This is a genomic window from Streptomyces sp. DH12 (assembly GCF_020873895.1).
Taxonomy (GTDB): Bacteria; Actinomycetota; Actinomycetes; order Streptomycetales; family Streptomycetaceae; genus Streptomyces.
Genome location: NZ_JAHWGT010000020.1, coordinates 22943 through 48115 on the forward strand (window position 1 = coordinate 22943; position 25173 = coordinate 48115).

General features: G+C 74.5%; 31 protein-coding genes. 13 read left to right on the top strand and 18 right to left on the bottom strand.

Going from position 1 to position 25173, the window contains the following annotated elements; genetic code table 11:
* Window positions 1-92 precede the first annotated feature (92 nt).
* The gene (dacB, locus tag LPA54_RS19485; RefSeq protein WP_228979529.1) at window positions 93-1637 is read right to left on the bottom strand and encodes a D-alanyl-D-alanine carboxypeptidase/D-alanyl-D-alanine-endopeptidase; all 1545 of its coding nucleotides are present in this window, start codon (window positions 1635-1637) and stop codon (window positions 93-95) included.
* A 135-nt stretch (window positions 1638-1772) separates the two neighbouring features.
* Here dacB and LPA54_RS19490 point away from each other — a divergent pair, with 135 nt between their 5' ends.
* On the top strand, window positions 1773-2267 hold the full coding sequence (locus LPA54_RS19490; protein WP_058940912.1) for an inorganic diphosphatase: 495 nt from the start codon (window positions 1773-1775) through the stop codon (window positions 2265-2267).
* A gap of 325 nt (window positions 2268-2592) precedes the next feature.
* Window positions 2593-4245 (top strand): threonine/serine exporter ThrE family protein, encoded by a 1653-nt coding sequence (locus tag LPA54_RS19495; RefSeq protein WP_228979532.1) that lies wholly within the window; start codon window positions 2593-2595, stop codon window positions 4243-4245.
* Between the two features lie 53 nt (window positions 4246-4298).
* Here the strand turns inward: LPA54_RS19495 and LPA54_RS19500 are convergent, their stop codons facing one another.
* Window positions 4299-5018, bottom strand: a complete 720-nt coding sequence (locus tag LPA54_RS19500) for a VTT domain-containing protein (protein ID WP_228979534.1) — start codon at window positions 5016-5018, stop codon at window positions 4299-4301.
* A gap of 127 nt (window positions 5019-5145) precedes the next feature.
* Here LPA54_RS19500 and LPA54_RS19505 point away from each other — a divergent pair, with 127 nt between their 5' ends.
* The gene (locus LPA54_RS19505) at window positions 5146-5511 is read left to right on the top strand and encodes a YbjQ family protein (RefSeq protein ID WP_228979535.1); all 366 of its coding nucleotides are present in this window, start codon (window positions 5146-5148) and stop codon (window positions 5509-5511) included.
* 429 nt (window positions 5512-5940) lie between these two features.
* On the opposite strand, the gene LPA54_RS19510 is transcribed toward LPA54_RS19505, so the two are convergent.
* The 5 genes from LPA54_RS19510 to LPA54_RS19530 all read right to left on the bottom strand — a co-directional run bounded on the left by LPA54_RS19510 (window position 5941) and on the right by LPA54_RS19530 (window position 10802).
* Window positions 5941-6699, bottom strand: coding sequence for a MerR family transcriptional regulator (locus tag LPA54_RS19510; RefSeq protein WP_228979537.1), 759 nt, complete (start codon window positions 6697-6699; stop codon window positions 5941-5943).
* A 164-nt stretch (window positions 6700-6863) separates the two neighbouring features.
* Window positions 6864-7505: a PadR family transcriptional regulator gene (locus LPA54_RS19515; RefSeq protein WP_228979539.1), complete on the bottom strand. Its 642-nt coding sequence runs from the start codon at window positions 7503-7505 to the stop codon at window positions 6864-6866.
* A gap of 81 nt (window positions 7506-7586) precedes the next feature.
* Window positions 7587-8138 carry a DinB family protein gene (locus LPA54_RS19520; protein ID WP_228979541.1) on the bottom strand — a complete coding sequence of 184 codons (552 nt, stop codon included), beginning with the start codon at window positions 8136-8138 and terminating at the stop codon, window positions 7587-7589.
* Window positions 8139-8385: 247 nt separating this feature from the next.
* Window positions 8386-9843: an aldehyde dehydrogenase family protein gene (locus LPA54_RS19525; protein WP_228979543.1), complete on the bottom strand. Its 1458-nt coding sequence runs from the start codon at window positions 9841-9843 to the stop codon at window positions 8386-8388.
* 77 nt (window positions 9844-9920) lie between these two features.
* Window positions 9921-10802 (bottom strand): helix-turn-helix transcriptional regulator, encoded by an 882-nt coding sequence (locus LPA54_RS19530; RefSeq protein WP_228979545.1) that lies wholly within the window; start codon window positions 10800-10802, stop codon window positions 9921-9923.
* A gap of 289 nt (window positions 10803-11091) precedes the next feature.
* On the opposite strand from LPA54_RS19530, the gene LPA54_RS19535 reads away from it, so the two are divergent.
* Window positions 11092-11592 (top strand): ATP-binding protein, encoded by a 501-nt coding sequence (locus LPA54_RS19535; RefSeq protein ID WP_228979548.1) that lies wholly within the window; start codon window positions 11092-11094, stop codon window positions 11590-11592.
* A 126-nt stretch (window positions 11593-11718) separates the two neighbouring features.
* Here LPA54_RS19535 and LPA54_RS19540 read toward each other — a convergent pair whose 3' ends face one another.
* From LPA54_RS19540 to rpmG, 5 genes are all read right to left on the bottom strand, one after another.
* On the bottom strand, window positions 11719-11967 hold the full coding sequence (locus tag LPA54_RS19540; RefSeq protein ID WP_228979549.1) for a DUF397 domain-containing protein: 249 nt from the start codon (window positions 11965-11967) through the stop codon (window positions 11719-11721).
* 303 nt (window positions 11968-12270) lie between these two features.
* Window positions 12271-12516 (bottom strand): 30S ribosomal protein S18, encoded by a 246-nt coding sequence (gene rpsR, locus LPA54_RS19545; protein WP_228979552.1) that lies wholly within the window; start codon window positions 12514-12516, stop codon window positions 12271-12273.
* 3 nt (window positions 12517-12519) lie between these two features.
* On the bottom strand, window positions 12520-13647 hold the full coding sequence (locus tag LPA54_RS19550) for a GTP-binding protein (protein ID WP_228979554.1): 1128 nt from the start codon (window positions 13645-13647) through the stop codon (window positions 12520-12522).
* Entirely contained in the window at window positions 13647-13910 is a 264-nt protein-coding gene (locus tag LPA54_RS19555) for a type B 50S ribosomal protein L31 (RefSeq protein WP_228979556.1), read from the bottom strand. Before LPA54_RS19555 ends, LPA54_RS19550 begins: the two co-directional genes overlap by 1 nt.
* Before the next feature lie 5 nt (window positions 13911-13915).
* The gene (gene rpmG, locus LPA54_RS19560; protein WP_009192555.1) at window positions 13916-14080 is read right to left on the bottom strand and encodes a 50S ribosomal protein L33; all 165 of its coding nucleotides are present in this window, start codon (window positions 14078-14080) and stop codon (window positions 13916-13918) included.
* A gap of 63 nt (window positions 14081-14143) precedes the next feature.
* On the opposite strand from rpmG, the gene rpmB reads away from it, so the two are divergent.
* The 3 genes from rpmB to LPA54_RS19575 are packed head-to-tail and all read left to right on the top strand — an operon-like array spanning window position 14144 to window position 15239.
* Window positions 14144-14380: a 50S ribosomal protein L28 gene (rpmB, locus tag LPA54_RS19565; protein ID WP_228979558.1), complete on the top strand. Its 237-nt coding sequence runs from the start codon at window positions 14144-14146 to the stop codon at window positions 14378-14380.
* Window positions 14380-14685 carry a 30S ribosomal protein S14 gene (rpsN, locus tag LPA54_RS19570; RefSeq protein ID WP_228979559.1) on the top strand — a complete coding sequence of 102 codons (306 nt, stop codon included), beginning with the start codon at window positions 14380-14382 and terminating at the stop codon, window positions 14683-14685. Before rpmB ends, rpsN begins: the two co-directional genes overlap by 1 nt.
* A gap of 26 nt (window positions 14686-14711) precedes the next feature.
* On the top strand, window positions 14712-15239 hold the full coding sequence (locus LPA54_RS19575) for a hypothetical protein (protein WP_228979560.1): 528 nt from the start codon (window positions 14712-14714) through the stop codon (window positions 15237-15239).
* A gap of 105 nt (window positions 15240-15344) precedes the next feature.
* Here LPA54_RS19575 and LPA54_RS19580 read toward each other — a convergent pair whose 3' ends face one another.
* Together LPA54_RS19580 and LPA54_RS19585 are read right to left on the bottom strand one after the other, a co-directional pair.
* On the bottom strand, window positions 15345-16505 hold the full coding sequence (locus tag LPA54_RS19580) for a DUF2786 domain-containing protein (protein ID WP_228979564.1): 1161 nt from the start codon (window positions 16503-16505) through the stop codon (window positions 15345-15347).
* The gene (locus LPA54_RS19585) at window positions 16502-16915 is read right to left on the bottom strand and encodes a helix-turn-helix domain-containing protein (protein WP_228979566.1); all 414 of its coding nucleotides are present in this window, start codon (window positions 16913-16915) and stop codon (window positions 16502-16504) included. The genes LPA54_RS19580 and LPA54_RS19585 overlap by 4 nt, the downstream gene beginning before the upstream one ends.
* Before the next feature lie 82 nt (window positions 16916-16997).
* Between LPA54_RS19585 and LPA54_RS19590 the strand changes: the two genes are divergently transcribed.
* The 3 genes from LPA54_RS19590 (at window position 16998) to LPA54_RS19600 (ending at window position 20261) form a co-directional block, all read left to right on the top strand.
* Window positions 16998-17852: an NAD(P)H-binding protein gene (locus LPA54_RS19590; protein WP_228979567.1), complete on the top strand. Its 855-nt coding sequence runs from the start codon at window positions 16998-17000 to the stop codon at window positions 17850-17852.
* A gap of 274 nt (window positions 17853-18126) precedes the next feature.
* Window positions 18127-18477, top strand: coding sequence for a hypothetical protein (locus LPA54_RS42670; protein WP_306806513.1), 351 nt, complete (start codon window positions 18127-18129; stop codon window positions 18475-18477).
* Between the two features lie 104 nt (window positions 18478-18581).
* Window positions 18582-20261, top strand: coding sequence for a bifunctional 3'-5' exonuclease/DNA polymerase (locus LPA54_RS19600; RefSeq protein WP_228979568.1), 1680 nt, complete (start codon window positions 18582-18584; stop codon window positions 20259-20261).
* Window positions 20262-20327: 66 nt separating this feature from the next.
* Here the strand turns inward: LPA54_RS19600 and LPA54_RS19605 are convergent, their stop codons facing one another.
* From LPA54_RS19605 to LPA54_RS19620, 4 genes are all read right to left on the bottom strand, one after another.
* Complete coding sequence (locus LPA54_RS19605; RefSeq protein ID WP_228979569.1) at window positions 20328-21623, bottom strand: hypothetical protein; 1296 nt, start codon at window positions 21621-21623, stop codon at window positions 20328-20330.
* A 91-nt stretch (window positions 21624-21714) separates the two neighbouring features.
* On the bottom strand, window positions 21715-22248 hold the full coding sequence (locus LPA54_RS19610) for a SigE family RNA polymerase sigma factor (RefSeq protein WP_228979570.1): 534 nt from the start codon (window positions 22246-22248) through the stop codon (window positions 21715-21717).
* Window positions 22249-22461: 213 nt separating this feature from the next.
* On the bottom strand, window positions 22462-22851 hold the full coding sequence (locus LPA54_RS19615) for a rodlin (protein WP_228979571.1): 390 nt from the start codon (window positions 22849-22851) through the stop codon (window positions 22462-22464).
* Between the two features lie 153 nt (window positions 22852-23004).
* Entirely contained in the window at window positions 23005-23394 is a 390-nt protein-coding gene (locus LPA54_RS19620) for a rodlin (RefSeq protein ID WP_228979572.1), read from the bottom strand.
* A 207-nt stretch (window positions 23395-23601) separates the two neighbouring features.
* On the opposite strand from LPA54_RS19620, the gene LPA54_RS19625 reads away from it, so the two are divergent.
* The 3 genes from LPA54_RS19625 to LPA54_RS19635 all read left to right on the top strand — a co-directional run bounded on the left by LPA54_RS19625 (window position 23602) and on the right by LPA54_RS19635 (window position 25131).
* Window positions 23602-23982 (top strand): DUF6479 family protein, encoded by a 381-nt coding sequence (locus tag LPA54_RS19625; protein ID WP_228979574.1) that lies wholly within the window; start codon window positions 23602-23604, stop codon window positions 23980-23982.
* 344 nt (window positions 23983-24326) lie between these two features.
* Entirely contained in the window at window positions 24327-24551 is a 225-nt protein-coding gene (locus tag LPA54_RS19630) for a hypothetical protein (protein ID WP_228979576.1), read from the top strand.
* A gap of 346 nt (window positions 24552-24897) precedes the next feature.
* Window positions 24898-25131 carry a chaplin gene (locus LPA54_RS19635; RefSeq protein ID WP_228979578.1) on the top strand — a complete coding sequence of 78 codons (234 nt, stop codon included), beginning with the start codon at window positions 24898-24900 and terminating at the stop codon, window positions 25129-25131.
* Window positions 25132-25173 lie beyond the last annotated feature (42 nt).

Genomic DNA, 25173 nt, shown 5'->3' on the forward strand with positions numbered 1-25173 from the left:
GTCAACCGTACGTGGTCCGCGCCGCGAGGGAGAGGCCGCGGACGCCCCGGGCGCACCGCCCGTCCCTCGCGCGCGCCCGGCGCCCGCCCCGGTCAGGGAACCGGAGCGGGCGCCGCCGGTCGGGGGACGGCGGGCGCGGGGGTGCCGGGTACGGGAGTGCCGGGTACGGGAGTGCCGGTTGCGGCGGCGGGCCCGGTCGGTGCCGGGGTGAGCGCGGAGGTGGTCAGGGCGGTGGCGAGGGCGTCCAGGGCCGGCTGGGCCTCGTACGGCGACGGCGTGCCCGCGGCGAGGAAGGCGAACGCGACGAGGCGGCCGTCGGCGGTCACGGCGGTGCCGGCGAGGGCGTTGACGCCCGTCAGGGTGCCCGTCTTGGCGCGGACGAGGCCGGCGCCGGGCGAGCCCGCGGCGTAGCGGCCCTCCAGGGTGCCGTTGAAGCCGCCCACGGGGAGACCGGTGAGGACGGGGCGCAGCTCGGCGCCGGCGGGGGCGGCGGCCCGGGTGAGGAGGGCGGTGAGGAGGCGGGCGGAGAGGCGGTTGCGGCGGTCGAGGCCGCTGCCGTCCGCGAGGACGGCGCCGTCCGGCGGGACGCCCAGGTGGCGGAGCCGGGCGCGGACGGCGCGGGCGGCGCCGTCGAAGCTCGCCGGGTGGCCGGTGGCCCGCGCGGTGGCGCGGGCGAGCGCCTCGGCCAGGTCGTTGTCGCTGGCCGTCAGGGTGCGCTCGACGAGGGCCGCGAGCGGGGCGGAACGGGTCGTGGCGACCGGCGCCGCCCCCCGCGGCGCGCGGGCGGGGGCGGGTGGCCCCTGGACCCGTACGCCCTGCTCGGCGAGGAGGTCGGCGAAGAGCCGGGCCGCCCGCCCCGCCGGGTCCTGCGCGCGCGGGGCGGGGCCGGACGTCGAACCGTCGAGGCGGGCGGCGTCCGTCATGAGGGCGGTGACCGGGGCGAGGTTGTCGTTGGCTCCTATGGGATGGCGGACCGGGCCCGCGTAGAGCGAGGTGTCGTACGTCAGCGCGGGGCCGGTGGCCGGCGCCTTCCGGGCGCGCAGCGCCTTCGCCGTACCGGCCGCCAGGTCCCGCAGGCGGCGCGCGTCGAGGGTGGGGTCGCCGCCGCCGACCAGGGTGACCGCCCGGCCGTCGGGCGTCGCGACCACCGTGGTGGTGAGGCGGTGTTCGGGTCCGAGCGCGGAGAGGGCGGCGGCCGCCGTGGCGATCTTCACGGTGGAGGCGGGGACCATGGGTGTCGCCCCGCCCCGGTCGTACAGCCGGCGCCCGGTCGCCACGTCGACCACGGTGGCGGTGGGCGCGGAGCCGAGGCCCGGGGCGCGGAGCAGCGGGTCGAGGACCCCGGCCGGGGCGGATGCCGCGGTTCCGGCGGCCCGGGGCGCCGCGAGGGGGGCGAGCACGGCCGGCGCGCTGGGCGCGGGGGCGGGGGCCGCCCCTGGCAGGGCGCCGGCGGGGCCGCGTGTGGGGCCGGAGCCGTGATGTGCGCCACCTGTGGCGGCGGGGGCGGACGCGCGGAGCCGTTCGGCCGTACGCTGACCCCCGTCCCAGGGGCCGGCGAGACCCGCCGCCGTGGCGGCCAGGGCCAGACCGGCGGCCGCGGAGCCTGCGGCCAGCCGCAGAACGTTCCGTTCCGGCACGGCTGACCAGCCCCTTTCGCGAGCACTCGGTTGCGTGAGGGACACTTAACCACTGAGCTGGGCCACGAGCACGGCACCCCGGTGATCACGGCGGTCCAGTGACCCGACATTGTGTTGATCTTGGAGGAGCCACCCGTGGAGTTCGACGTCTGCATCGAGATCCCGAAGGGTTCACGGAACAAGTACGAGGTGGACCACGAGACCGGTCGCATCCGTCTCGACCGCCACCTGTTCACCTCGACCGTCTACCCGGCGGACTACGGGTTCGTCGAGGGCACCCTGGGTGAGGACGGCGACCCGCTGGACGCCCTGGTCATCCTGGACGAGCCGACCTTCCCCGGCGTCCTGGTCAAGTGCCGCGCCATCGGCATGTTCCGCATGACCGACGAGGCCGGCGGCGACGACAAGCTGCTGTGCGTCCCGGCGTCGGACCCGCGCATGGAGCACCTGCGCGACATCCACCACGTGTCCGAGTTCGACCGCCTGGAGATCCAGCACTTCTTCGAGGTCTACAAGGACCTGGAGCCCGGCAAGTCCGTCGAGGGCGCCGACTGGGTCGGCCGCGCCGAGGCCGAGGCCGAGATCGAGGCCAGCATCAAGCGCCTGGAGGCGCAGGGCGGCGCCCACTGAGGCGGCCCCCGCACCACCCGCCGACGGGCGGCGCCCACCCCGGGTCCCGGGGGCGGCGCCGCCCGTCGCGCTGTGCACGGCCGCGCCGGCCCCGGTACGGCCCCCTCGCGCCGTGCTGGGCGCCGCGTACGGCGCTGGGCCCCGCGCCCGCGCACGGCGCTCGCCTCCCCGCGGCCCCGCCGCCTCCGTACGGTCCGGCCCGCGCTGTGGGCACGCCCGTGACGTGCTCATACTGGGCGCACGGTGCAGGGCACGGGTATCCCGCGAGCCATCCGGGGCAGGTGGGACCCGGCAGGCGCAGCGGACGGGAGTGAGGGCAGGGGCAGTGGTGGCGGATCCGCACGGTCCGGAGGAGGACCGCAAGCCGCAGTCGGACGAGGCGCACAGCGCCTTCGCCCCGCCTGCCGGGGTGGAGCCGCCGGTGCCGCCCGAGGAGGACCACCCGAGCTCCGAGTTCGCCGTCCCCGACTGGCTGACGACCGGGACGGCGGACGAGCCGGAGGGCTCCGCCTTCAGGCCCCCGTCGGCGTTCGACGCGCGCATGGCCCATCCGGCGTACACGCCGGCGCCCGGGTCCCCGCCGGTCCGGCTGGCCAAGGACGCCCCGTGGCAGGACCGCATGCGGACGATGTTGCGGATGCCGGTGAGCGAGCGGCCCCCCGCGGAGGCCGCCCAGCGGCACGAGGAGGGCAGCGGCCCGGCCGTGCCGCGCGTGCTGGACCTGACGCTGCGCATCGGCGAGCTGCTCCTCGCGGGCGGCGAGGGCGCCGAGGACGTCGAGGCGGCGATGTACGCGATCTGCCGCGCGTACGGCCTGGACCGCTGCGAGCCGACCGTCACCTTCACCCTGCTGTCGGTGACGTACCAGCCGTCGCTGGTGGACCCCCCGGTGACGGCGAGCCGGATCGTGCGGCGGCGCGGTACGGACTACACGCGGCTGACGGCCGTGTACCAGCTGGTCACCGACATCTCCACGGAGGGCGTCGACGTCACGCTGGAGGAGGCGTACCGGCGGCTGGCCCTGATCCGCCGCAACCGGCACCCGTACCCCGGCTGGGCGCTGACCCTCGCGGCGGGCGGGCTCGCCGGGGCGGCGTCGGTGCTGCTGGGCGGTGGTGTCGCCGTCTTCCTGATCGCGGCGGCCGGGGCGATGCTCGGCGACCGTCTGGCGTGGCTGGCGGCCGGGCGCGGGCTGCCCGAGTTCTACCAGTTCGCGGTGGCCGCCGTGCCGCCCGCGGCGCTGGGCGTGACGGTGAGCCTGCTGCACGCGGGGCTGCGGCCGTCCGCGGTGATCACCGGTGGGCTGTTCGCGCTGATCCCGGGAAGGGCGCTGGTCGCGGCGGTGCAGGACGGTCTGACCGGCTTCTACATCACGGCGTCGGCGCGACTGCTTGAGGTCGTGTACTTCTTCGTCGCGATCGTGGTGGGCGTGCTGACCACGCTGTACGTGGGCGTGCAGCTGGGCGCGAAGCTCAGCCCGGAGGGCACGGTGGCGCCCGTGGAGCGGCCGGTGGTCTCGATCCTCGCGGCGATGGCGCTGTCGATGACCTTCGCGATCCTGCTCCAGCAGCAACGTTCCACCGTGCTGCTGGCGATGCTGAACGGAGCGGTCGCGTGGGTGGTCTTCGGGGCCGTCGCGGTGACCGCGGAGGGGTCGGCGGTGCTGGCCACGTCGCTGGCGGCGGGGCTGGTGGGCCTGTTCGGGCAGCTGATGGCGCGGTACGAGCGGACGACGTCGCTGCTGTACGTGACGGCGGCGATCGGGCCGCTGCTGCCGGGCTCCGCGATGTACTACGGGGTGCTGAACATCGCGCAGAACAACATGGACGCCGGTTTCGCGTCGCTGGCGCGGGCGGCGGCGCTGGCGTTGGCCATCGCGATCGGGGTGAACCTGGGCGGCGAGCTGGCCCGGATGTTCCTGCGGGCTCCGGCGACGGCGGCCACCCGTCGCGCGGCGAAGCGCACGAGGGGCTTCTGACGGCTCACTCCGCCCGGGCGGGGCCCGGTGGTCGGGCCCCGCACCGGCACGGGTCAGCGACGGGCGTGGCGGCCGCGCTGCACGGGGGCCGCGGAGGCGTCGGCCGGCGCGGCGCCGGTCGCCGCGGCGGCGGCCAGGGCCTCGGCCGCGGCCTTCTTCGCCTGGGAGCGGCCCCGCACGACCTCGACGATGATCGGGACGATCGAGAGCACCACGATCAGGATCAGGATCGGCTCGATGTTCGCCTTGATGAAGTCGATCTGCCCGAGGAAGTACCCGGCGACGGTCACGCCGGCGCCCCACAGCACGGCACCGACGACGTTGTACGCGATGAACGTGCGGTACTTCATCCGGCCGGCGCCCGCGACGATCGGCGCGAACGTCCGGATGATCGGGACGAAACGGGCGAGGACGATCGCCTTCGGGCCGTACTTCTCGACGAACTCGTGCGCCTTGTCGAGGTTCTCCTGCTTGAAGAGCTTGGAGTTCGGGCGGCTGAAGAGCTTCGGCCCGAAGAACCGGCCGATGGCGTAGCCCACCTGGTCGCCGGTGATGGCGGCGGCGACGATCAGGGTGCAGACGAGCCACAGGGGCTGCGGGATGTAGCTCCCCTCGGCGACCAGCAGGCCCGCCGTGAAGAGCAGGGAGTCGCCCGGAAGGAAGGCGAAGAGGCCGGACTCGGCGAAGACGATGATCAGAATGCCGGGCAGGCCGTACTCGGAGATCAGGTAGTCCGGGCTGAGCCACTCCGGGCCTAGCGCAAGGGTCATCACGGGTTCCGGGCTCCTGGGTCGTTGGGCGGGGGACGGCTGCCCAAAAGTATCAACGGTCCCGGCGTGGTGGCGGTTCCACGGGTCCGCTCCGTGTGCGCGGTGGTCGATCCGCCCCGAAGCTGTGGCTATGAGCATCGACGATTTCGGCGGCGGCCAGACCGCGCAGTCCGACGTACTGGTCGTCACGACCAACGACGTCCCCGGCCACCAGGTCCAGCAGGTCATCGGCGAGGTGTTCGGCCTGACCGTGCGGTCCCGGCACCTGGGGACCCAGGTCGGCGCCGGCCTGAAGTCCATGGTGGGCGGGGAGCTGAAGGGCCTGACCAAGACGCTCGTCGAGACGCGGAACCAGGCGATGGAACGGCTCGTGGAGCAGGCCCGCGCGCGGGGCGCCAACGCCGTGCTCGCGTTCCGCTTCGACGTGACCGAGGCGGCGGGCGCGGGGGCGGAGGTCTGCGCGTACGGCACGGCGGTCGTGCTGACGCGCACCTAGCGGACGGCCGCGGCGCAAGTCCGCCCCGAGCGGCCGGGGCACCAACCGGACGACCGGATCCGCACCCCCGCCCCGCCCCCGGCGGGGTGCACGGGAGCGGTGGTGCGGACCGCCCGGGAGGCGAGGCCCGGCCGCGCCGGCTTGGAGGTGCCCCCTGCCCCCGTACGCCCCGTACGGGACAGGGCCCGTGAGGGCCCCCGCAGGGTTCAGGCCCCGTGCGCCGCGTACGGCCTGGGAGGGGCCGTGGGGGGTCGCCCCCGCAGGGGTCGGCGGCGTCGGTCGGGTTCCGTCGTCCAGCACCGAAGGCCGCCGACCCCGAGGAGGCGGCCCCGCGCGGCCCCGACCCCACCCACCGGACCCCCGGCGCACCCGCCTCGCACGCGCGGAACACCCCCTCCCTCCCCTTTCCCCGGAGGAAGGGGACGCCCGTCACGCGTGGCGGGCGGCGTTCGCGTGGATGGCGTCGCGCAGGTGCGCGGCCATCCCCGGCGCGATGGCCTCGTAGTAGGCGGTGAAGCGCTCGTCGGTGACGTACATGTCACCGAGGCAGCGGTGCATCGCGTGCGGGCACTCGTAGTACCAGCGGCAGATCTGCCGGCGGTGTTCCTCCGCGAGGTCCATCGCGGCCCCTCCGGTGGGCTCGCCGCCGTCCCGGATGAGGGCCGCGTACCGCTCGCCCCACTCCTTCACCTCCTCCTGCATGCGCTGCCAGTCCGCCTTGGTGTAGCGGGCGGTGCGGCGCTGGGACTCGCGGTAGGCGTCGGTGTCGCCCCAGCGCTCCTCCGTCTCCTGTGCGTACTGCTCGGGGTCGTGGTCCCCGAACACCTCGAACTTCTCCTCGGGCGTGAGGTTGATGCCCATCCGTCTGGCCTCCATGGCGTGTTCGACGGCCTCGGCCATCTTCTGCAGCTCGGCGATCCGGGCGGTCAGCAGGGAGTGCTGGCGCCGCAGGTGTTCCCGCGGGTCCGCGTCCGGGTCGTCGAGCAGGGCCGCGACCTGGTCGAGCGGGAAGCCGAGCTCCCGGTAGAACAGGATCCGCTGCAGCCGGTCGAGGTCCTCGTCCTGGTAGCGCCGGTGCCCGGCGCGGCTGCGGCCGCTCGGGGAGAGCAGCCCGATCTCGTCGTAGTGGTGCAGGGTGCGCACCGTGACCCCGGCGAAACCGGCGACCTGTCCCACGGAGTAGCCCATCGCTCACCGCTCCTTCCTCGGTACGCCCACCAGCCTGGTTCCTCACGCCACGTGAGGTGCAAGCCGCTTTCCGGGGGGCGCCCGCCGGGCCGGCCGGGGCCGCCGCGGGCCGGCCGGGTACGGCCGCCCGAACCGGCCGGGTACGGCCGCCGGAGCCGGTGCCGTCAGCCCTGGTCGCCGGGGTGCGGGGTGCCGGTCGCGTACGGGTTCTCCTCGCCCTCGCCGAGGACGCCGACGAAGGGCCGGCCCTCGCCGGCGAAGGTGTACGCGCCAGCCTCGATCCGTTCGACGAGGCCGCGCGTCCAGGCGGCGCCCGCGTCGGCCTGGTGGAGCCACAGGTTCATGATCTCGCCGATGTGGCCCAGCTGCTCGGCGCCGCCCTCGGGCGTGTAGTGCCCGGTGACGGTGGCCCGCCACCGCTCCAGTCCCTCGACGCGCCGGCGGAGGAGCTCAACGGCCTCGGCGCGGGGCAGGTCGACGAGGAAGCCGAGCGCCGCGGTGAGGCTGTCGGGCTTCTGGTCGTGGGCGGTGAGCGCCTCGCGGAGCAGCGCGAAGTACTCCCGCGTGCCCTCGTCGGTCAGCTCGTACTCGGTGCGCGGCGGGCCGCCTGCCGTGCTGGGGGCGGTCTCGTGGGCGCGCAGCAGCCCCTGCTTCGCCATCTGCTTCAGGGCGTGGTAGATCGAGCCGGGCTTGGCGTTGGACCACTCGTGGGCGCCCCAGTACTCTAGGTCGTTGCGGACCTGGTAGCCGTGCGCCCGCCCGTGCTGGCGTACCGCGCCGAGCACCAGCAGCCGGATCGCCGACATCCGCTCCCCTGCCCTTCGTCCCGTGACGTCAATTTTGACTAGGGTACGGGCAGGGGGCGGCGGCCGTCACGGTGCCCCGCGCTACGCGCCGGGGCCCTGCCCGGTCTCGCGGGCGATGAGCTCGAAGGACGTCATGCCGTCCAGGGACTCGCGGATGACGTCGGCGTGCCCGGCGTGCCGGCCGAACTCCTGGACCAGGTGGAGCCCCAGCCAGCGGACGGAGACCCGCCCGTCCTTGGGGAACCAGGGCGCCTCGGGCAGCGGGAAGGTGTCGTCCAGGCTCGGTACGGAGCGGACGAACTCCTCCAGCTCCTTGACCACGCCGTCCCAGAAGGCGAGCACGCCCGGGATCGACTCGTCGTCGGTGAGCCGGAAGGCGTCACCCCAGGTCTCCTGGGTGCGGGCCCGCTCGTTGGGCCGCTGCTGGGCGAGCCGGAGCCAGTTGAGCTCCACCTCCGCGCAGTGCTTGAGGAGTCCGGAGAGGGAGAGTCCGCTGGCCGAGGGGCGGCTCGCGGCCTGCTCCTCGGTCAGCCCGAGCACCGACCGGCGCAGGGCGGCGCGCTGCGCCTCGACGAAGGTGAGCAGCGCACCGCGCTCGTCGCCGTGCGCCTCGGCGGGGACAAGAGCAACCATGACGGAGGTCCGCCTTTCCTGGGGGGTCCCTGACCTGACACTCCGTACGGTACGGACCATCGAGGTCAGGTGCTGTCCTATATGGCCTGCGCAGGACGCGCACCGGCCGGGACGCACCGGCCGGGGCGCGCGGGTGCGGGGCGCACCGGGCCCGGGGCGCACCGGCCGGTGCGCACGGGGCCGGAGCGCACCGTGGGCCGGGGCGCGCGGGGGCCGTGGAAGACCCGGCGCGCCCCGGCGGCGGCCGTCAGAACGGGAAGCCGCTGCGCCCGTGCTGCACGGAGATCCACTTGTGGGTGGTGAACGCCTCCACCGTCGCCTCGCCGTTGAGCCGCCCCAGGCCGGAGTGCTTCTCGCCGCCGAAGGGGACGATCGGCTCGTCGTGGATGATGCCGTCGTTGACGTGCATCATCCCGGTGTGGACGCGCCGGGACAGCCGTACGCCGCGCTCGACGTCGCGGGTGTGGACGCCGCCGCTCAGCCCGTACGGGGTGTCGTTGGCGATGCGGACGGCCTCGTCCTCCCCGTCGAAGGGGATGAGGAGGGCGACCGGGCCGAAGATCTCCTGCGTGAGGACCGGGGCGTCGGCCGGGATGTCGGTGAGGACGGTCGGCGGGACGATGTTGCCCTCGGTGGTGCCGCGCACCAGCGCGGTGGCGCCGGCGGCGAGGGTCTGCTCGACGGCGGTGGTCACCGCCTCGGCCTGCGAGGAGTTGATCAGCGGGCCGATGTGGGTCCCGGGCTCGGACGGGTCGCCGGTGCGCAGGGTGCGCACCTTGGCGACGAACTTCTCCGTGAACTCCTCCAGCACGGCCCGGTCGACGAGGACGCGGTTGGCGGCCATGCACGCCTGGCCCTGGTGGACGAAGCGGCTGAAGACGGCCGCGTCGACGGCGTAGTCGACATCCGCGTCGTCGAGGACGATGAGCGCGCTGTTGCCGCCCAGTTCGAGGACGGCCCTCTTGAAGTTGGCCGCGCAGACGGTGGCGACGTGCCGGCCCACGCGGTCGGAGCCGGTGAAGGAGATGACCTTGGGGACCGGGTGCTCCAGCAGCGCGTCGCCGATCTCGGCGATGTCGGTGATGACGACGTTGAGGACGCCGGGCGGCAGTCCGGCGTCCTCGAAGACCTTCGCCAGCATGGTCCCGCCGAGGATGGGGGTGTTCTGGTGCGGCTTGAGGACCACCGCGTTGCCGAGGGCCAGCGCGGGGGCGACCGACTTCAGCGACAGCAGGAAGGGGAAGTTGAAGGGGCTGATGACGCCGACGACGCCGACGGGCAGCCGGTAGACCCGGTTCTCCTTGCCGTCGATCGGCGACGGGAGGATGCGCCCCTCGGGCCGCAGGGCGAGGTGGATCGCCTCGCGCATGAACTCCCGGGCGAGGTGGAGTTCGAAGGCCGCCTTGCCCCGCGTGCCGCCGAGCTCGGCGACGATCGCCTCGATCAGCTCCTCCTCGCGGTCCTCGATGATCCGCAGGGCCCGCTCGAAGACGCCGCGCCGCGTGTACGGGTTGGTCTCGCCCCACGCCACCTGCGCCCTCTCGGCGGCGCGGTAGGCCTGGTCGACCTCCGCGACGGTGGCGACGGTTATGGAGGCGAGCTTCTCCTCGTTGTACGGGTTGAAGTCGATGATGTCCCACGAGCCGCCACCGGCCCGCCACTCACCATCGATGTACTGCAGGGCCAGATCTGTGAAGTAGGACATGCCATCCCTTCCGAAGGCCGTGTGGCCCACCGGGCCGCAGCAGGGCACTTGTGACGGGACGTCATCCTAGGGGTGTACTAGGTGAGTTGGAGTAGTCCCCTGAGCAGATCCCGACTCTCCTCCGGGCCGGGGCTGTCCGCGTGGAGGCGCTCCATGGCCCGCTCGTACTGCGCGACCTCCTCGCGCTTGTCGATGTAGAGGGCGCCCGTCATCTGCTCCAGGTAGACGATGTCGGAGAGGTCCGACTCGGGGAACCGCAGCATGGTGAAGGCGCCGCTCTCACCCGCGTGGCCGCCGAAGCTGAACGGCATCACCTGGAGGGTGATGTTGGGGCGCTCGGACATCTCGATCAGGTGCTTGAGCTGGTCGCGCATGACGGCGCGGTCGCCGTACGGGCGGCGCAGCGCGGCCTCGTCGAGAACGGCGTGAAATCGTGGAGCGCGCTCCGAGACGAGCACCTTCTGCCGCTCCAGCCGCAGGGCGACCCGGCGGTCGATCTCGGCTTCCGGCGCGCCGCGCATGCCCCGGGCGACGACGGCGTGCGCGTACGCCTCGGTCTGGAGCAGTCCGTGGATGAACTGCACCTCGTAGATGCGGATGAGCGACGCGGCGCCCTCCAGGCCGATGTACGTCTGGAACCACCCGGGCAGCACGTCGCCGTAGCTGTGCCACCAGCCGGCGAGGTTGGCCTCGCGCACCAGCCCGAGGAGCGCCGCGCGCTCGGTCTCGTCGGTGACGCCGTAGAGCGTGAGGAGGTCCTCCACGTCCCTCGCCTTGAAGCTCACCCTGCCCAACTCCAGCCGGCTGATCTTGGATTCCGACGCCCGGATCGAGTAGCCGGCGGCCTCGCGGGTGATGCCGCGCGACTCGCGCAGCCTCCTCAGCTGAGAGCCCAGCAGGATGCGTCGCACCACGGAACCGCCCGATTCTGTCGCGGTCACGTCTCCAACCCTCCCCATCGCTGATGTGTACGACGGAGCACCCCCGAGCTCCGAGGCAGCGGATTCTGCCACCAAAACGCTTCACCCCGTACTCGAACGATTACAGATCGGCGAACGGTTCGGCCACGACCGTCGGATCGGTACGGGGAAGATATGGCCAAGAACCGTCACGGGGCCGGACAGGTCGGGCGCGTGCACGTGCATCTGCCCTTGCATCCCACCCTCCCTTTCGGAACCATGGACCTCGCGCACCTGCGTAGTCGTTCGTGTTGTAGCACCACAGCCGCGAATCCGGGGAGTGCCTCGCATGGGGACGAATGGATCGACCATGCTCGAGCCGTTGAGGCAGGGGCTTCCGCCGATCGACGCCGCCTCCGTGTCGAGCTCCGCCTCCTGCGCCTTGCCGGCGCGGTACGAAGCGGTGCGCGGGGCGCGGCAGTTCACCAGCTCGACGCTCGCGCAGTGGAACCTGAGCGAGCGGTTCGACGACGTGGCACTGGTGGTCTCGGAGCTCGTCACGAACGCCCTGCGGCACGCGCTGCCCGCCGACACCCCGCGCGAGCACCCGCTCGACCCGCCCGTCCGGCTGCACCTGATGCGCTGGGCGGGTCGGCTGGTGTGCGCGGTCCGCGACCCCAGCCCGGACACACCGGCCACCCGGTCGTCCGGTGAGGACTTCTCCGCGGAGTCGGGCCGCGGGCTGTTCCTGGTGGAGTCGTTCAGCGACAGCTGGGGCTGGCACCCGCTGGCGGGGGCACTGCACGGAAAGGTCGTCTGGGCGCTGTTCCGCCTCACGGACGGTGCGTGAGGGGAACGGCGACCCGGGATGGACGTCGGCCGAGGCCACGGGGGACTCGTCGCCGATGAGAAGGGGCTCCGCTCGTCGGAGCCCCTTTTTCCGTTCCCTGCGGGCCGGCCGCCGGCGTCCCGTTCCTCAACCACCGACGAGGTGGTCGAACTCCCCGTCCTTCACGCCGAGCAGCAGCGCCTCGATCTCCGCCGGCGTGTAGACCAGGGCGGGACCGTCGGGGTACCGCGAGTTGCGCACCGCCACATTTCCGCCGGGCAGTTTGGCGAATTCCACACAGGAACCCTGCGAGTTGCTGTGCCGACTCTTCTGCCAGACGGCCCCGTGGAGTTCCGTGGCCGCCATGCCGTTGTACACGTTCAACACGTGGTGCACAGGACGCTCCCCGAGTCACATGAGTTACATGAGTGAGTGATGTTGCAGGTGTCAACTATCCGGATCATAGCTGCGTTCAGCTCATACATGCATGAGCAGATGCACGTGCACGGGGGGTGTTCCTCCGACTACGGAGACGCGGGAACGGGCGCCGGGGCTCCCTTCCGTTCGTAGGGATACGGAAAAGGAGGCCCTTCCGCGTGCTCGGGCACGGGAAAGGGCCTCCTTTTTCTCCCCGCCGTCCGTCAGGCGGCGGGGAGGAACAGGCGGGCAGGCGGGCGGACGCCGCTCGGGCGGGTGGCGTCAGCGGGCCGACGAGGAGTACGGCAGCAGCGCCATCTCCCGGGCGTTCTTGACGGCGCGGGCCAGCTGGCGCTGCTGCTGCGCCGACACGCGCGTGACCCGGCGGCTGCGGATCTTGCCGCGGTCGGAGATGAACCTCCGCAGCAGGTCGGTGTCCTTGTAGTCGATGTACGTGATGCCGTCGCGCTCCAGGGGGTTGGGGCGGGACTTGGCGGGCTTGCGGTCGGCTGCGCGGCGGGGCGGCACGGGTCAGACCTCCAGGAGGGTGTCGAAGGCGGACGGGAGCCGCTGCCAGGCCGTGCGGCCCGCGGCGTACTCCGCGTCGGTGAGCAGGCAGGAGTCGAGGAGCTCGGCGAGCCCCTCGCGGTCGAGGCCGGGCGAGGTGAAGACCAGGTGCTGGCAGCGGTCCCCGTGCTCGGGGTCCCAGTCCAGCGCCGCCGCGGCCCGGCGTACGGGCGGGACCATCTCCCAGGCGGCGTCCGGCAGCGAGGCGAGCCACGGCCCGGAGGGCTCGACGCACAGAGCGCCGCCCGCCGCGTCCCAGGCGAGCAGGGTGTCCGGCCGGTCGGCGAGCCAGAACCGGCCCCGGCTGCGGGCGGCGGCGCAGCACAGGTCCTCCAGTGCCGCGTACAGCCGCTGCGGGTGGAACGGCCGGCGGCGGTGCCAGACGTACGTCGTGACGCCGTGCGCGTCCGCGTCCTGCGGCAGCAGGGCGCACGCCGGGTGCTGGGCCGCCGCGGCCGCCTCGACGTCGAAGCCGGCCAGCGCGGCGGCGGCCAGGTCGCCGTCCGGCAGCGGCACCCTGAGCGCGGTCGGGTGGAGCTGGGCGAGCAGCGCGCGGTCCTCGTCGTCCGCCTCGTCGCCGTCGACGACGGCGAGCACGGGCGCGTACTCCAGCTGGCGCGCCCAGGTGTCGGCGACCGTGCGCTGGTCGGTGGGGGCGGCGGCGAGCCCCGCCTCGGCCAGGTCGTCGCCGTTGCCGAGGCAGGGCAGCACCAGCGCCGTGTCGACGGCGGTGATCACCGAGCCGACGGTCAGCCCGGCCGCCGCGATGACCTCGGCCATCGCCTTGGGCTCGACCGAGTCCCACAGCTCGACGACCGCGAGCCGCGTCAGTCCGGCGTCCGCCAGCCGCTCCAGCTCGGGCACGAGGTCCTCGCGCAGGGCGCAGCACGCGCAGTCGCCGACGAGCGGGGTCTCACCGGTGGACAGGACGCCGGTCGCGTCGCGGACGGTACGGACGACCGTGCCCCGCCCGGCGGCGGCGGTCAGGTCGTGGTGGAGCGCCACGCTGCCGGGCACGGTGGTGAGCAGCCGCTCGACCGCGGCGGCGCGGGCGTCGGCGTGCAGTCCGCCGACGAGGGCGACGGAGAGCATCAGCGCGCCTCGCGCCGGGCGCGGGACCCGTACCGCTTCTCGAACTTCTCCACGCGCCCCGCCGTGTCCAGGACGCGTGCCTGGCCGGTGTGGAAGGGGTGGCTCGCGGAGGAGATCTCGACGTCGATGACCGGATAGGTGTTGCCGTCCTCCCATTCGATCGTCTTGTCGCCGGTCGCGGTGGAGCGGGTCAGGAAGGCGAAGCCGCCCGCCTTGTCACGGAAGACGACGGGCTCGTACGGGGGGTGGATGCCGGGCTTCACGGGGCTCAGCGCTCCTCTCGGAAGTCGACGTGCCGGCCGACGACCGGGTCGTACTTGCGCAGGGTCAGGCGGTCGGGGTCGTTGCGGCGGTTCTTGCGGGTCACGTAGGTGTAGCCGGTCCCGGCGGTGGACCGGAGCTTGATGACCGGGCGGAGTTCGTTGCGGGCCATGGGGGTAGAGTAGATGGAAATGGTTTCCATTACCAAGACGGCCCCGAGAGAGGTAGGTCACCCTTGTCCGCCCACTGCCAGCTGACCGGCGCCCAGCCGGGCTTCGGCAACCGCATCTCGCACTCCCACCGGCGCACGTCCCGGCGCTTCGACCCCAACGTCCAGCGCAAGCGCTACTGGCTGCCGAGCGAGGGCCGGTACGTCCGGCTCACCCTGTCCGCCCGCGCCATCAAGACCGTCGACACCATCGGGATCGAGGCCGCCGTGGCCCGCATCCGCGCCCGCGGGGTGAAGGTCTGATGGCGAAGAAGAGCAAGATCGCGCGCAACGAGCGGCGCAAGGCCGTCGTCGAGCGGTACGCGGCCCGCCGCGCCGAGCTGAAGGAGGTCATCCGGCGGCCGGGCACCCCGGAGGCCGAGCGGCAGGCCGCCCAGGCGGAACTGCGCCGCCAGCCCCGCGACGCCAGCGCCACCCGCGTCCGCAACCGCGACGGCGTGGACGGCCGACCCCGCGGCCACCTGCGGAAGTTCGGCCTGTCACGGGTGCGCCTCCGGGAGCAGGCGCACGCCGGGTTCCTCCCGGGTGTGCGCAAGTCCTCCTGGTGAGGTGCGGCTGGTAGCTTGGCGCGGTCTTGCCGACCCACACGGGGGAGTCGATCGTGCAGAAGCTCGTACGGAACAGCGTGGCGGCCGCGGTGGCGCTGGCCTCGGCCCTGGCCCTGACCGCCTGCGGCTCGGGCGACGGGGACGGCGGCAAGGACGGGGCCGCCTCCGCGGCGCCGTCCGCCGCGGCCTCGCCGGGCGCGGGCGCGGGGGCGGGGAGCGTGTCCCTCGCCGACGCGGAGGGCGCGTGGGTGGGCGCCACCGACGGCAAGGCCGTCACGCTGACGATCAGCAAGGGCGGCCAGGCCGTCGTCATCAGCGAGGCCCACGTCTGCCAGGGCGTGGCCAAGGAGGGCGCCGCGCTGACGCTCACCCTCACCTGCAAGGACGGCGGCACCGACCGCACGTCGGGGACCGTGCGGTCGGCCGACGGCACCCGGCTGGTGGTGGCGTGGGACTCCGGGCGCACGGACACCCTGACCAAGCCCGCCGCGGGCGTCCTGCCCTCCAACCTCCCGTCCATCCCACCGCTGCCGTCGCTCCCGCCGCAGCCGTGACGGCGGCGGGCGGACCGGCCCCACGCCGGGGAGCCGCGCGGGCCGTCACCGTGCCGCGCGGCCCCTCAGCGTGACGCGCGGCTGGTCACCGTGACGCGCGGCTGGTCAGCGTGAGGCGCGGCCCGTGTCGGCCCGGTCCGCCGCGGCCGTCCCGTGGTCCCAGCCGGCCCGGTCCGTGGCGCCCCGGACCCGGGTCGTCGTCGTCTCGGGGAACATCCGGTCCGCCCGCTCCGTGACCGCCACGTCCCGGGCCGCCAGCACCGGCAGCAGCGTCGGTTCCGCGGCCGCGACCCGGCGGGAGGTCGACGCGAGCCGGTCGCCGAGCCGGTGGGCGTACGCCAGCAGGAACGACTGCCGGAACGTCTTCGTACGCTTGCGACCGCCCGTCCGCTGCTCCGCCTCCGCCTTCACCATCGCCCCGGTGCCCTGCACGAGCAGCGAGGTGTACAGCAGCTCCACCGACTCCAGGTCCGGCTCGAAGCCGACGACGGTCGAGAAGCCGAACGCCTCGTTCCACACCGCCCGGCAGCGGTTCGCCGACGCGACCGCGTCGAGCAGGATCGCCTTGGCCGTCTCGTACGGCGCGTCGACGCCGATCCGGAGCGCGGCGGGCTCCTCGCCGGTGGGGGTGCGGGCCGCGAGCGACGCCTCGTCCAGGCTGTGGCGCGCCATCAGCTCCTGCGCCTTCGCGGTGAACGCCTCCGCCTCCTCCGGGAAGGCGGTCGCCTCCGCCTTGGCCAGCAGCGCCCGGATCCGGGCCGGCATGCGCCCCTCGCCCGCCACCGGCGCCGTCAGCGGGGCCGCGCCGGGCGGCGAGGCGACCGGTTCGAGTGCGGGGAGCCGCACGAGCAGCCGGTACAGCTCCAGCACGGCCGTCGCGTACGCGAACCGGTCGGCCCGCCAGGGCTCCGACTCCAGCGCGGCCAGCTGCTCCCGCCAGCGCGGCGGCAGGTGCGCGTAGCCGGCCGACTCCGCGCGGACGAGACCGCCGGCCAGCCGCACGTGCCGCGCCTGGAGTTCCCGGCGCACCACCCGCTCCACGTCGGCGGGCTGCCAGCCGCGCGCCCAGGCCCGGCGCAGCAGCTCCTCCCCGCGCCGCGCCAGCTCGGCGTCGGCCCCGGGATCGGCGGCGAGGAGGGACGCGGCGGTGTCCAGGGCGGCGGTGTCGTCGGCGTACAGGACGGCGGCGAGGGCCCGCTCGACGGTCGACTCCGCGGCCCCCTGCCGGCCGGAGGCCCCCTGGCGGCCGGAGCCGCCGGAGGTCACGGCCGCCGCCCTTCGTCGTACGCGCGGCGGGCGTCGGCGATGGCCCCGCGGTGGGCGAGCGACCAGTCGACGAGCGCCCCGACCAGCCCCGTCAGGTCGCGTCCGGTGGCGGTCAGCTCGTACTCGACCTGCGGCGGCACGGTCGGGTGCACGGTCCGCGTGACCAGGCCGTCCCGCTCCAGGCGGCGCAGCGTCAGCGTGAGCATGCGCTGCGAGATCCCCGGGACGAGCCGTTGGAGCTCGGAGAAGCGCCGCACGCCCCCGGCGAGTTCGACGACGACGTGCACGGTCCACTTGTCGCCGAGCCGGTCCTGCACGTCGCGGACGCCGCAGTCCTCGGCGCAGCTGAGCCCGGCCGGCCCGGCGGGTTCGGGGCCGCCGCCGGTTACCTCCGTGTGCCCCACGGACATGAAAGTGCCTCCTTACGTGCGTGCCGCCACCACACCCACCATGGTCGCAGCGCACACGACCACGGAAACGGGGGGCACTCCCATGCTGTTGATCACCGGTGTCTCGGGCGGCCTCGGCGGGCTGGCCGCCGGGCACGCGGCGGGCCGCGCCGACGTCCTGCTCGGCACCCGCTCGCCGGGAACCGGGCCGGCCGTACGCCGGACCCCCGGCCCCGACGCCCGCCCGGCCGTACGCCGCGTGGACTTCGACGACCCGGCGTCACTGCGGGACGCCTTCACGGGCGTACGGACCCTGCTGCTCGTCTCGGCGGGGTACGGCGAGGACGACGTCGTCACCGCCCGCCACGGCGCGGCGATCGACGCCGCCGAACGGGCCGGGGTGCGCCACGTCGTCTACACGAGCCTCTCCGGCGACGGCGACCACCTGCCGTACGCCCTCCCCCACCGCTGGACCGAACGCCGGCTGCGGGAGTCGACCCTGGCGTGGACGGTGCTGCGCAACGGCCTGTACGCCGAGCTGCTCGCCCTCCTCGCCGCGCCGGACGCCGACGGGCGGATCACCGCACCGCTCGGCGACGGCGCCGTGGCGGCGGTGGCGCGGGCGGACCTCGCCGAGGCGGCGTTCCGCGTGGCCGACGCCCCGCAGGCGCACGCGGGCCGGGTGTACGAGCTCGTCGGCGAGGTGCCGCTCGGCGGCGCCGACCTGGCGGCGGCCGTCTCGGGGACGTACGAGCCGGGTGGCCCGCTCGCCGCCACGCGGGCCGGGATCGCCGCGTCGGGGGCGGCGCCGTTCCAGGTGCCCATGCTGACCGGCACGTACTCGGCGATCGCCCACGGCTTCCTGGACGGCCGCGGGGTGCCCGGCGGCCACCTGCGCGAACTGCTCGGCCGTGCGCCGCGACCCGCGCTGGACGTGTACGCCGGCGCGGTGGGGTAGTCCCGCCGGACAGTCCTCCCGTCACCGGGAGGCAGCCGTCCGGTGGGGGCGGGGGGCGGACGGTGGGCGAGAACGAGCGGAGGACACCGGCCGGGGAGTGGCCCCTGCCCGACGACCCGGAGCCGGTCGCGGACCGAGGGGCGGATCGCCCTGTGCGCGGCCCACGACGCCCTGCCGCCGCCGCCCGCCGCCCGCCGCGGAGCGGACGCGGATCCTCGGCGAGCTGCTCGGCCCGGTGGCCGGGGTGCGGGTCCGGCCGCCGTTCCACCGCGGCTTGGGGTACCACGTCAGCGTCGGCGCCCGGACGTTCGTCGACTTCGACGCCGTCTTCCTCGACTGCGCGCCCGCCACCGTGGGGGCCGAGGTCCGGATCGTCCCGGACGTGCGGACGCCGACCCCGCTCCACGAGCTGGGCACCGAGCGGCGGCGGGCCGGCTGGGAGCGGGCCGAGCCGGTCAGCGTCGGCGACGACGTCCGGCCGGGCGACGGCGTGATCGTCTGCCCGGGGGTGACGATCGGCGCCGACACGGTGGTGGGCGCCGGGTCCGGCGTCGTACGGGGCCTGCCGTCCGGGGTGCTCGCGGTCGGCGACCCGGCCCGGGTGGTGCGCCGGCTCGGGACGTGACGCCCCCGCGTCCGGGCCCCGGATCCGCCCTCGGGACGACGACGGGCTCGCCCGGTCGGCGCGGGGCCGGGGGGACGTCAGTGCCGGGTGCGAGACTCGCACCCGTGAGCGAGCGGTGGGCGCTGGACGCGGTCGAGGGCGGCGGGGCGAGGCTCGTCCCCCTCGACCGCGACGGGCTGCCCGCCGGCCCCGTCACCACCGAGCCGGACCTGGTGGCGGCGGTGCGGTCGCGGCCGGAGGTCGGCCGGTGGGTGTGGCGGTCCACGGCCGGCCTCTATCCGCGGCTCCTCGCGGCGGGCGTACGCGTCGAGCGGTGCTACGACGTGGAGGCCGCCGAGCAGCTCCTCCTCGGCCACGAGGGTCGGCTCGGCGAGCCGCGGTCGGCGGCGGCCGCCTGGGCGCGGCTCCACGACCGGCCGGTGCCGCCCGACCCGCCGGCGCGCGCCGCCGAGCCGGGCGCGCAGTCGTCGCTCTTCGACGCGGGCCCGACGGGACCGGAGCTGCCCTTCACCGCGCTGCTGGAGGTGTACGCGGACCAGGAGCGCCGACACGGCGCCGCCGAGCACCCGGACCGCATGCGGCTGCTGACCGCGGCCGAGTCCGCCGGCGCCCTGGTGGCCGCCGAGATGCACCGGGCGGGTCTGCCGTGGCGGGCGGACGTGCACCGCGCGCTCCTGCGGGAGCTGCTCGGCGAGCGGTACGCGGGCGGGGGCGAGCCGCGCCGGCTGGCCGAGCTGGCGGACGAGGTGTCGGAGGCGTTCGGCCGGCGGGTGCGGCCCGACCTGCCGGCGGACGTGGTCAGGGCCTTCGCCGAGGCGGGCATCCGTGTGCGGTCCACGCGCCGCTGGGAGCTGGCCAAGCACGACCATCCGGCGGTCGCGCCGCTGCTGGAGTACAAGAAGCTGTACCGGATCTGGACGGCGCACGGCTGGAGCTGGCTCCAGGACTGGGTGCGCGAGGGCCGGTTCCGGCCGGAGTACGTGCCGGGCGGCACGGTCAGCGGCCGGTGGACGACCAACGGCGGCGGCGCCCTGCAGATCCCGAAGGTCATACGGCAGGCGGTCGTCGCCGACGAGGGCTGGCGGCTCGTCGTCGCGGACGCCGCCCAGCTGGAGCCCCGGGTCCTGGCGGCGATCTCCCGCGACCCGGGCCTGATGGAGGTGGCGGGCCACGCCGACGACCTGTACACGCGGCTGTCCGACCGGGCGTTCCCGGCCAGCCGCGACCAGGCGAAGCTGGCGCTGCTCGGCGCGATCTACGGGCAGACGAGCGGCGACGGGCTGAAGAACCTCGCGGCGCTCAGGCGCCGCTATCCGCGCGCGGTGGCGTACGTCGACGACGCGGCGCGGGCGGGCGAGGAGGGCCGGGTGGTGCGCACCTGGCTGGGCCGGACCAGTCCGCGGTCCGTGGCGGCGGGCGAGGCGGAGGAGGCGGGCATCCCGCAGGAGGAGGAGAGCGCGACCGGCGGCACGGGCACGGGCACGGGCGCGGACGCCCGCGCCCGCGGCCGGTTCACCAGGAACTTCGTCGTGCAGGGCAGCGCCGCCGACTGGGCGCTGCTGATGCTCGCCGCGCTGCGCCGCGCCACCGCCGGCATGCGGGCGGAGCTCGTCTTCTTCCAGCACGACGAGGTGATCGTGCACTGCCCGGCCGAGGAGGCCGACGCGGTGGCGGAGGCGATCCACTCGGCCGGCGACCTCGCCGGGCGGATCGCCTTCGGGGAGACACCGGTGCGGTTCCCCTTCACGACGGCGACGGTGGAGCGGTACTCGGACGCGAAGTGAGGACCGCGCGCGGGTCCCCGCCCGCCCGGGGAGGGCCGGGTCGGGACCCGCGGCACGGCCGGCCGGCTACTTCCGCAGCTCCAGCCACTCCGGGCTGGTGGCGAGGGCCTTGAGCTGCGCGGTCGACAGCACGGGCTCGGCGCGGGTGGCCGCCTCGTGCTGGGCGCCGGCGTTGAACGCCGAGACGACGACGCGGTAGCCGTCGGGGCGGAGCGTGTCGACGGTCCACATGACGACGCCCTCGCCGCCCTTCTCGCCGGGTCCCTGGCGCACGGCGACCTTGGTGCCGTCCGGCAGGGTCTCGTAGGAGCCCGCCGGGAAGAGCCGGTCGGCGACGTCGCCCATGCGGAGCTGGGCGTTGACCTGGACCAGGCCGCGGCCCGCCCCGTCGTCGACGACCGCGTACGCGAACCCGTCGTCGCCCCCGTCGTCCGTGACGGTGAGCCCGTCGGGCAGCAGGGACAGCAGGGTGGGGCGCACCGCCGCCCCGTCGAGGGAGCCGCCGGTGTCGGAGGCGCCGCCGGACGGCCCGGTGGACGGCTTCCCCTCGACCGGCTGCGGTATGGCGCGCAGCACGGGCGCCCACGCCGGGTGGGTGACGATCTGCCTCAGCTGGGCGGTGCTGAACGGCGGGTCGGCGCGCGAGACGTCGGCGCCCTTCTGCGCGGGCGCGTTCCACGTGTTGAGGTCGGTGACGAGCCCGTCCGCGCGGAGCACGGTGGCGCGCCAGTTCTTGGTCTCCTCGCGCCGGTCGGGGTACTCGTACCCCTGGAAGAGCACCAGGCGCGACCCGTCCGGCAGCCCCTCGGCGCTGCAGGCGTCGTAGTCGACGAACACTTCGTCGGGGCACTCGGAGTACCCCTCGTCGCCGGGGGCGGCCCGGAAGAAGCCGATGCTGACGGCGGCGGGGCCGCGGCCGTCGTCGTAGACGCCGGAGGCCATCGGGCCGAGCTCGTCGGCGGTGCCCCGGGACCGCCCGTCCCGCAGCTTGCCGCCCTTGGGCAGCACCTTGCGGAAGGTGGCGAGGACGTCGGCGGCGGGGACCGTGCCGGCCATGGTGGACGCCTCGGGCCGGGCGGTCGACTGCCGCGGGGCGGGCGGGGCGGCGACGGCCGCGCCGTCGCCGGTCCGGTGCCCGTCGAGCGTCCCCGTCGCGTACGCGCCGCCGACTGCGACCAGCGCCAGCGTCAGCACGCTGCCGGTGACCGCCCCGGCGCGCCGCCGCGCCACCCGGCGCCGGCCCCGGCTCAGCCCTCCGGTCACCAGGCCCTCCCCCCCGTCCGGCGCGAAACCGTCACCGGTGCAACGCAGGACGACGGCGAGGTCCTCCTCGAACCGCGATGTGCGTTCTTCTGCGGACATGCTGCGACCAACTCCGTCCATGAGGCGTACGTGTCCGGACGACGGGCGGCGCGCGGTGCGCGACGGGCAGTGTGCGGCGGGCGGTGCGCGGTCATGGCGCGGCGTACTCGGCGATGCCGCCGCCCAGCCGCTCCCGCAGCCGGGCGAGTGCGCGCACCGAGCGGGTGCGCACGGCGGCGGAGCTGACCCGCATCGCCTCGGCGGTCTCCTCGACGCTGCGGTCCTCCCAGTAGCGCAGCACGATCACCGCCCGGTCCTTCGGCGCCAGCCCGGCCAGCGCGTCGAGCAGCGCGACCCGCAGCGCCGGGTCGTCCCCGGGCGCGGCGCTCCGCGCGGTGTCGGGCAGCTCGCCGACGGGTCGCTCGGCGGCCGACCGGCGCCGCCGGTGACTCAGGAAGGCCCGGACCAGGACCGTCTGCGCGTACGCGGCGGGGTTGTCGATCCGCGCCGCCCGGCCGCGCAGACCGGTCCGCCCCCACAGGGCGTACATCCGGCCCAGCGTCTCCTGCACCAGGTCCTCGGCGAGGTGGGTGTCGCCGCTGGTGAGCAGGCAGGCCGAGCGGAAGAGGTGCCCGGACCGCCCGGTGGCGAACTGCAGGAACTCGTCCGTGCGGGCCCTGTCCATGCCCTCCCCCTCGTACCGCTGCCGTCGTCGTCCATCCCACTGACGCGGCGGCCCCCGGGGAATGTTTCACGCCCGGTGAGGAGGAGGCGGCGGGGAGTGTTCCACGCTCGGTGAGGAGGGGGCCGGCGGGCGTGCCGGCACGGACGTGGGCGGGCCCCGCACCCGTGGTCTCGGATGCGGGGCCCGCCCATGCGCGCGATGGCGGGGACGACGTCAGTCGATCGCCGCGGCACCGTTCTCGGAGATGACGTTCTCCAGGATGTGCGACAGGGCGGCGTCGCCCTTGACCGCGGTGGAGTTCTCCGTGCAGGTCTGGTTCTGGGTGTCCTGGAGGATGTCCTGGACGCCCACGTTGACCAGGGCCACGATGTTCTGGACGTCGGCCTGGATCGGGATGCCGAAGCAGGGCTTGTTCAGGGTCCCCTGGACGAGGCCGACCTGCGGGCTCATGTAACCGCCGGTGACGGTGTTGCCGTAGGTCTGCTTGGAGAAGTTGCCGTTCTGCGTGTCCACACCGTGGTCGCCCACGGCGGCGGCCATCGGCGCGCCCGCACCCAGGACGGCCGCTGCGACACCGGCGCCAGCCAGAACCTTCTTGATCATGTCGATCCTTCTCTCGAAAGACCCGGCGTCCGGGTCGTCCAGCCGCACCCGAAGGTGGGCACATGGTTGAAAGTTGAGCAACGGCCGCGGAGCGGCCACGGGGGGCCGGCCCGCACAGGCGATTCACCCGCGCGGGCCGGTCGCCGCACGTCGTCAGTCGACGGAGGCGGAGCCGTTCTCGGAGAGGACGTTCTCCAGGATGTGCGACAGGGCGCTGTCGCCCTTGACCGCGGTGGAGTTCTCCGCGCACTGCTGGTTCTGGGTGTCCTGGAGGATGTCCTGGACGCCGACGTTCACCAGGGCCACGATGTTCTGGACGTCGGCCTGGACCGGCAGACCCACACACGGCTTGTTGAACGAGCCCTGGATGAGCCCGATCTGCGGGCTCATGTACCCGCCGGTGGTGGTGTTGCCGTACGTCTGGGTGGCGAAGTTGCCGTTCTGCGTGTCCACGCCGTGGTCGCCGACGGCGGCGGCCATCGGCGCACCGGCGCCGAGGACGGCGGCGGCGACGCCGGCCGTGGCCAGAGCCTTCTTGATCATTACGTGATCCTTCTCGTCGAGAGACCCGGTTCCGGGTCGCTCTGCCCAACAGCACCGCGCCGTTTAGGTTGCGGGAGGTCACCCGAAGAGCTCAATCAACGAAAAAACGCTGAAATGACAAATGACGATAGGCTCCGTTCCGGTGACCCGCAGGGACGGCCGGGTACACAGGTGTCTGATTCCCCGGGGCCGGGGTACCCGCATTCCATGAACGCTTCCCTGACGCACGGCGCGGAATTGGCCGCGAAGGACCACATCGTGGGGATCGGCCCTCTGGTGGCAGGCATCCTCGTCGTCTGCTTCCTCATCGGCGCGTTCCTGCTGGGGCGCCGCATCATGACGAGGGAGCCCAGGACCCCGACCCCGGACGAGCAGCCGAAGCGGCCGGCCGACGCCGGGCTGCCGGGTGAGGTGGAGGGCCACCGCAGGCCCTCCGAGGTTCCGCAGAGCGAGGACCGGCTGATGCCCTACGAGCTCGGGCGCAGCAACACCGAGCCCGACACCTCGCCGCAGACGGAGCAGGACCGCAAGTGGGGCGGCGCGCCCAGCGGCGGCTTCGGCAGCGGCGGCCCCACCACCGGCGGGTGACCCGCCGCGACCGCGCGGTTCCCGGACCCTTCCCCTCCGGCCCGGGAACCGCCCTCTCGCGCGCGCCCGCTGTCGTCCACGAGCACCGGTGGCCCTGTGCCGCCGGTGCTCACGCGTGCGCGGGGGCACGCCTCGCCCACCACGGCGGTCGCCTCCCCGACGTCCCCGACGTCCCCGACGCCCCCGAGGCGACCGCCCCGCCGCCCGCCTCCGGCCCCGCCCGCGGCTCGCCTCGACCGGCCGTCCGTGACCCCGCTCCCGGGTTCCGCGACTCCCCCGTGCGCGCCGGACCGCTGTGACATGATGCGAGGGCCTCGCCACGCGCGGTGAACGGAAGGGTTGGCATGGCCTCAGGCACCGGGAAGTGGGAGCGGGTGCCGCTCGCTCCGCAGGCCGGGCACGGCCGCGCCGCCGCCACCGCCGCCGGCCCGCACCGCGGCGGCGCCGACGCGGTCCCCCTCTTCGCGGCGCTCGCCCGGGAGTGGCGGGCGCAGGGGCGGATCGTCCCCGGCGCGCGGGACCCCGAATGGGACGTCCTGGTACGGCGTCCGGTGTGGCCCCGGCGCTGATCCCGCCACCATCCGCCCGGCCCCCGAACCTGGTCCGCCGAGCACCCCGGCGCGGCCCCTCCCCGTACGCGCCGCCCCCTCCTCGCCGTACCCCGCCGCTCCCCCCTCGCCGCACCCGCCGTACCGCCTTCCGTGGCCTGTCGCACCCCCACCACGCCCGGAGCAGTTCCCTACTCCCGTCCGGTATCGGCCGTTTGGCGTTGGAGTGATTCCGGAGCGGGAACTGTTTGAGCGATGCCTCTTCGGTTGCCTATTCGTTGTGGGATTTGCGGCGGTAGCCGAGCCTCCGGGCTCGTGGGTCACGAAATACGTGGCATGACTTCCGCTGTGGAAAGGAAGCCGAGAAATGAAGTGCAAGAAGGCGGCTGTGGCCGTTGCCGGTCTGTTCATGGCGGTCGGTGCCGCCGCTCCGGCGGCCGCAGACGCGGAGGCCAACGGCGCCGCCGTGGGCTCCCCGGGCGTCCTCTCGGGCAACGTCGTCCAGATTCCGGTCCACGTGCCGATCAACATCTGCGGTAACACCGTGAACGTCATCGGGCTGCTGAACCCCGCGTTCGGCAACGTCTGCAAGAACAGCTGACACGGCACAGCGCGGTGGAGGCCGGTCACGGAGCATGTTTCC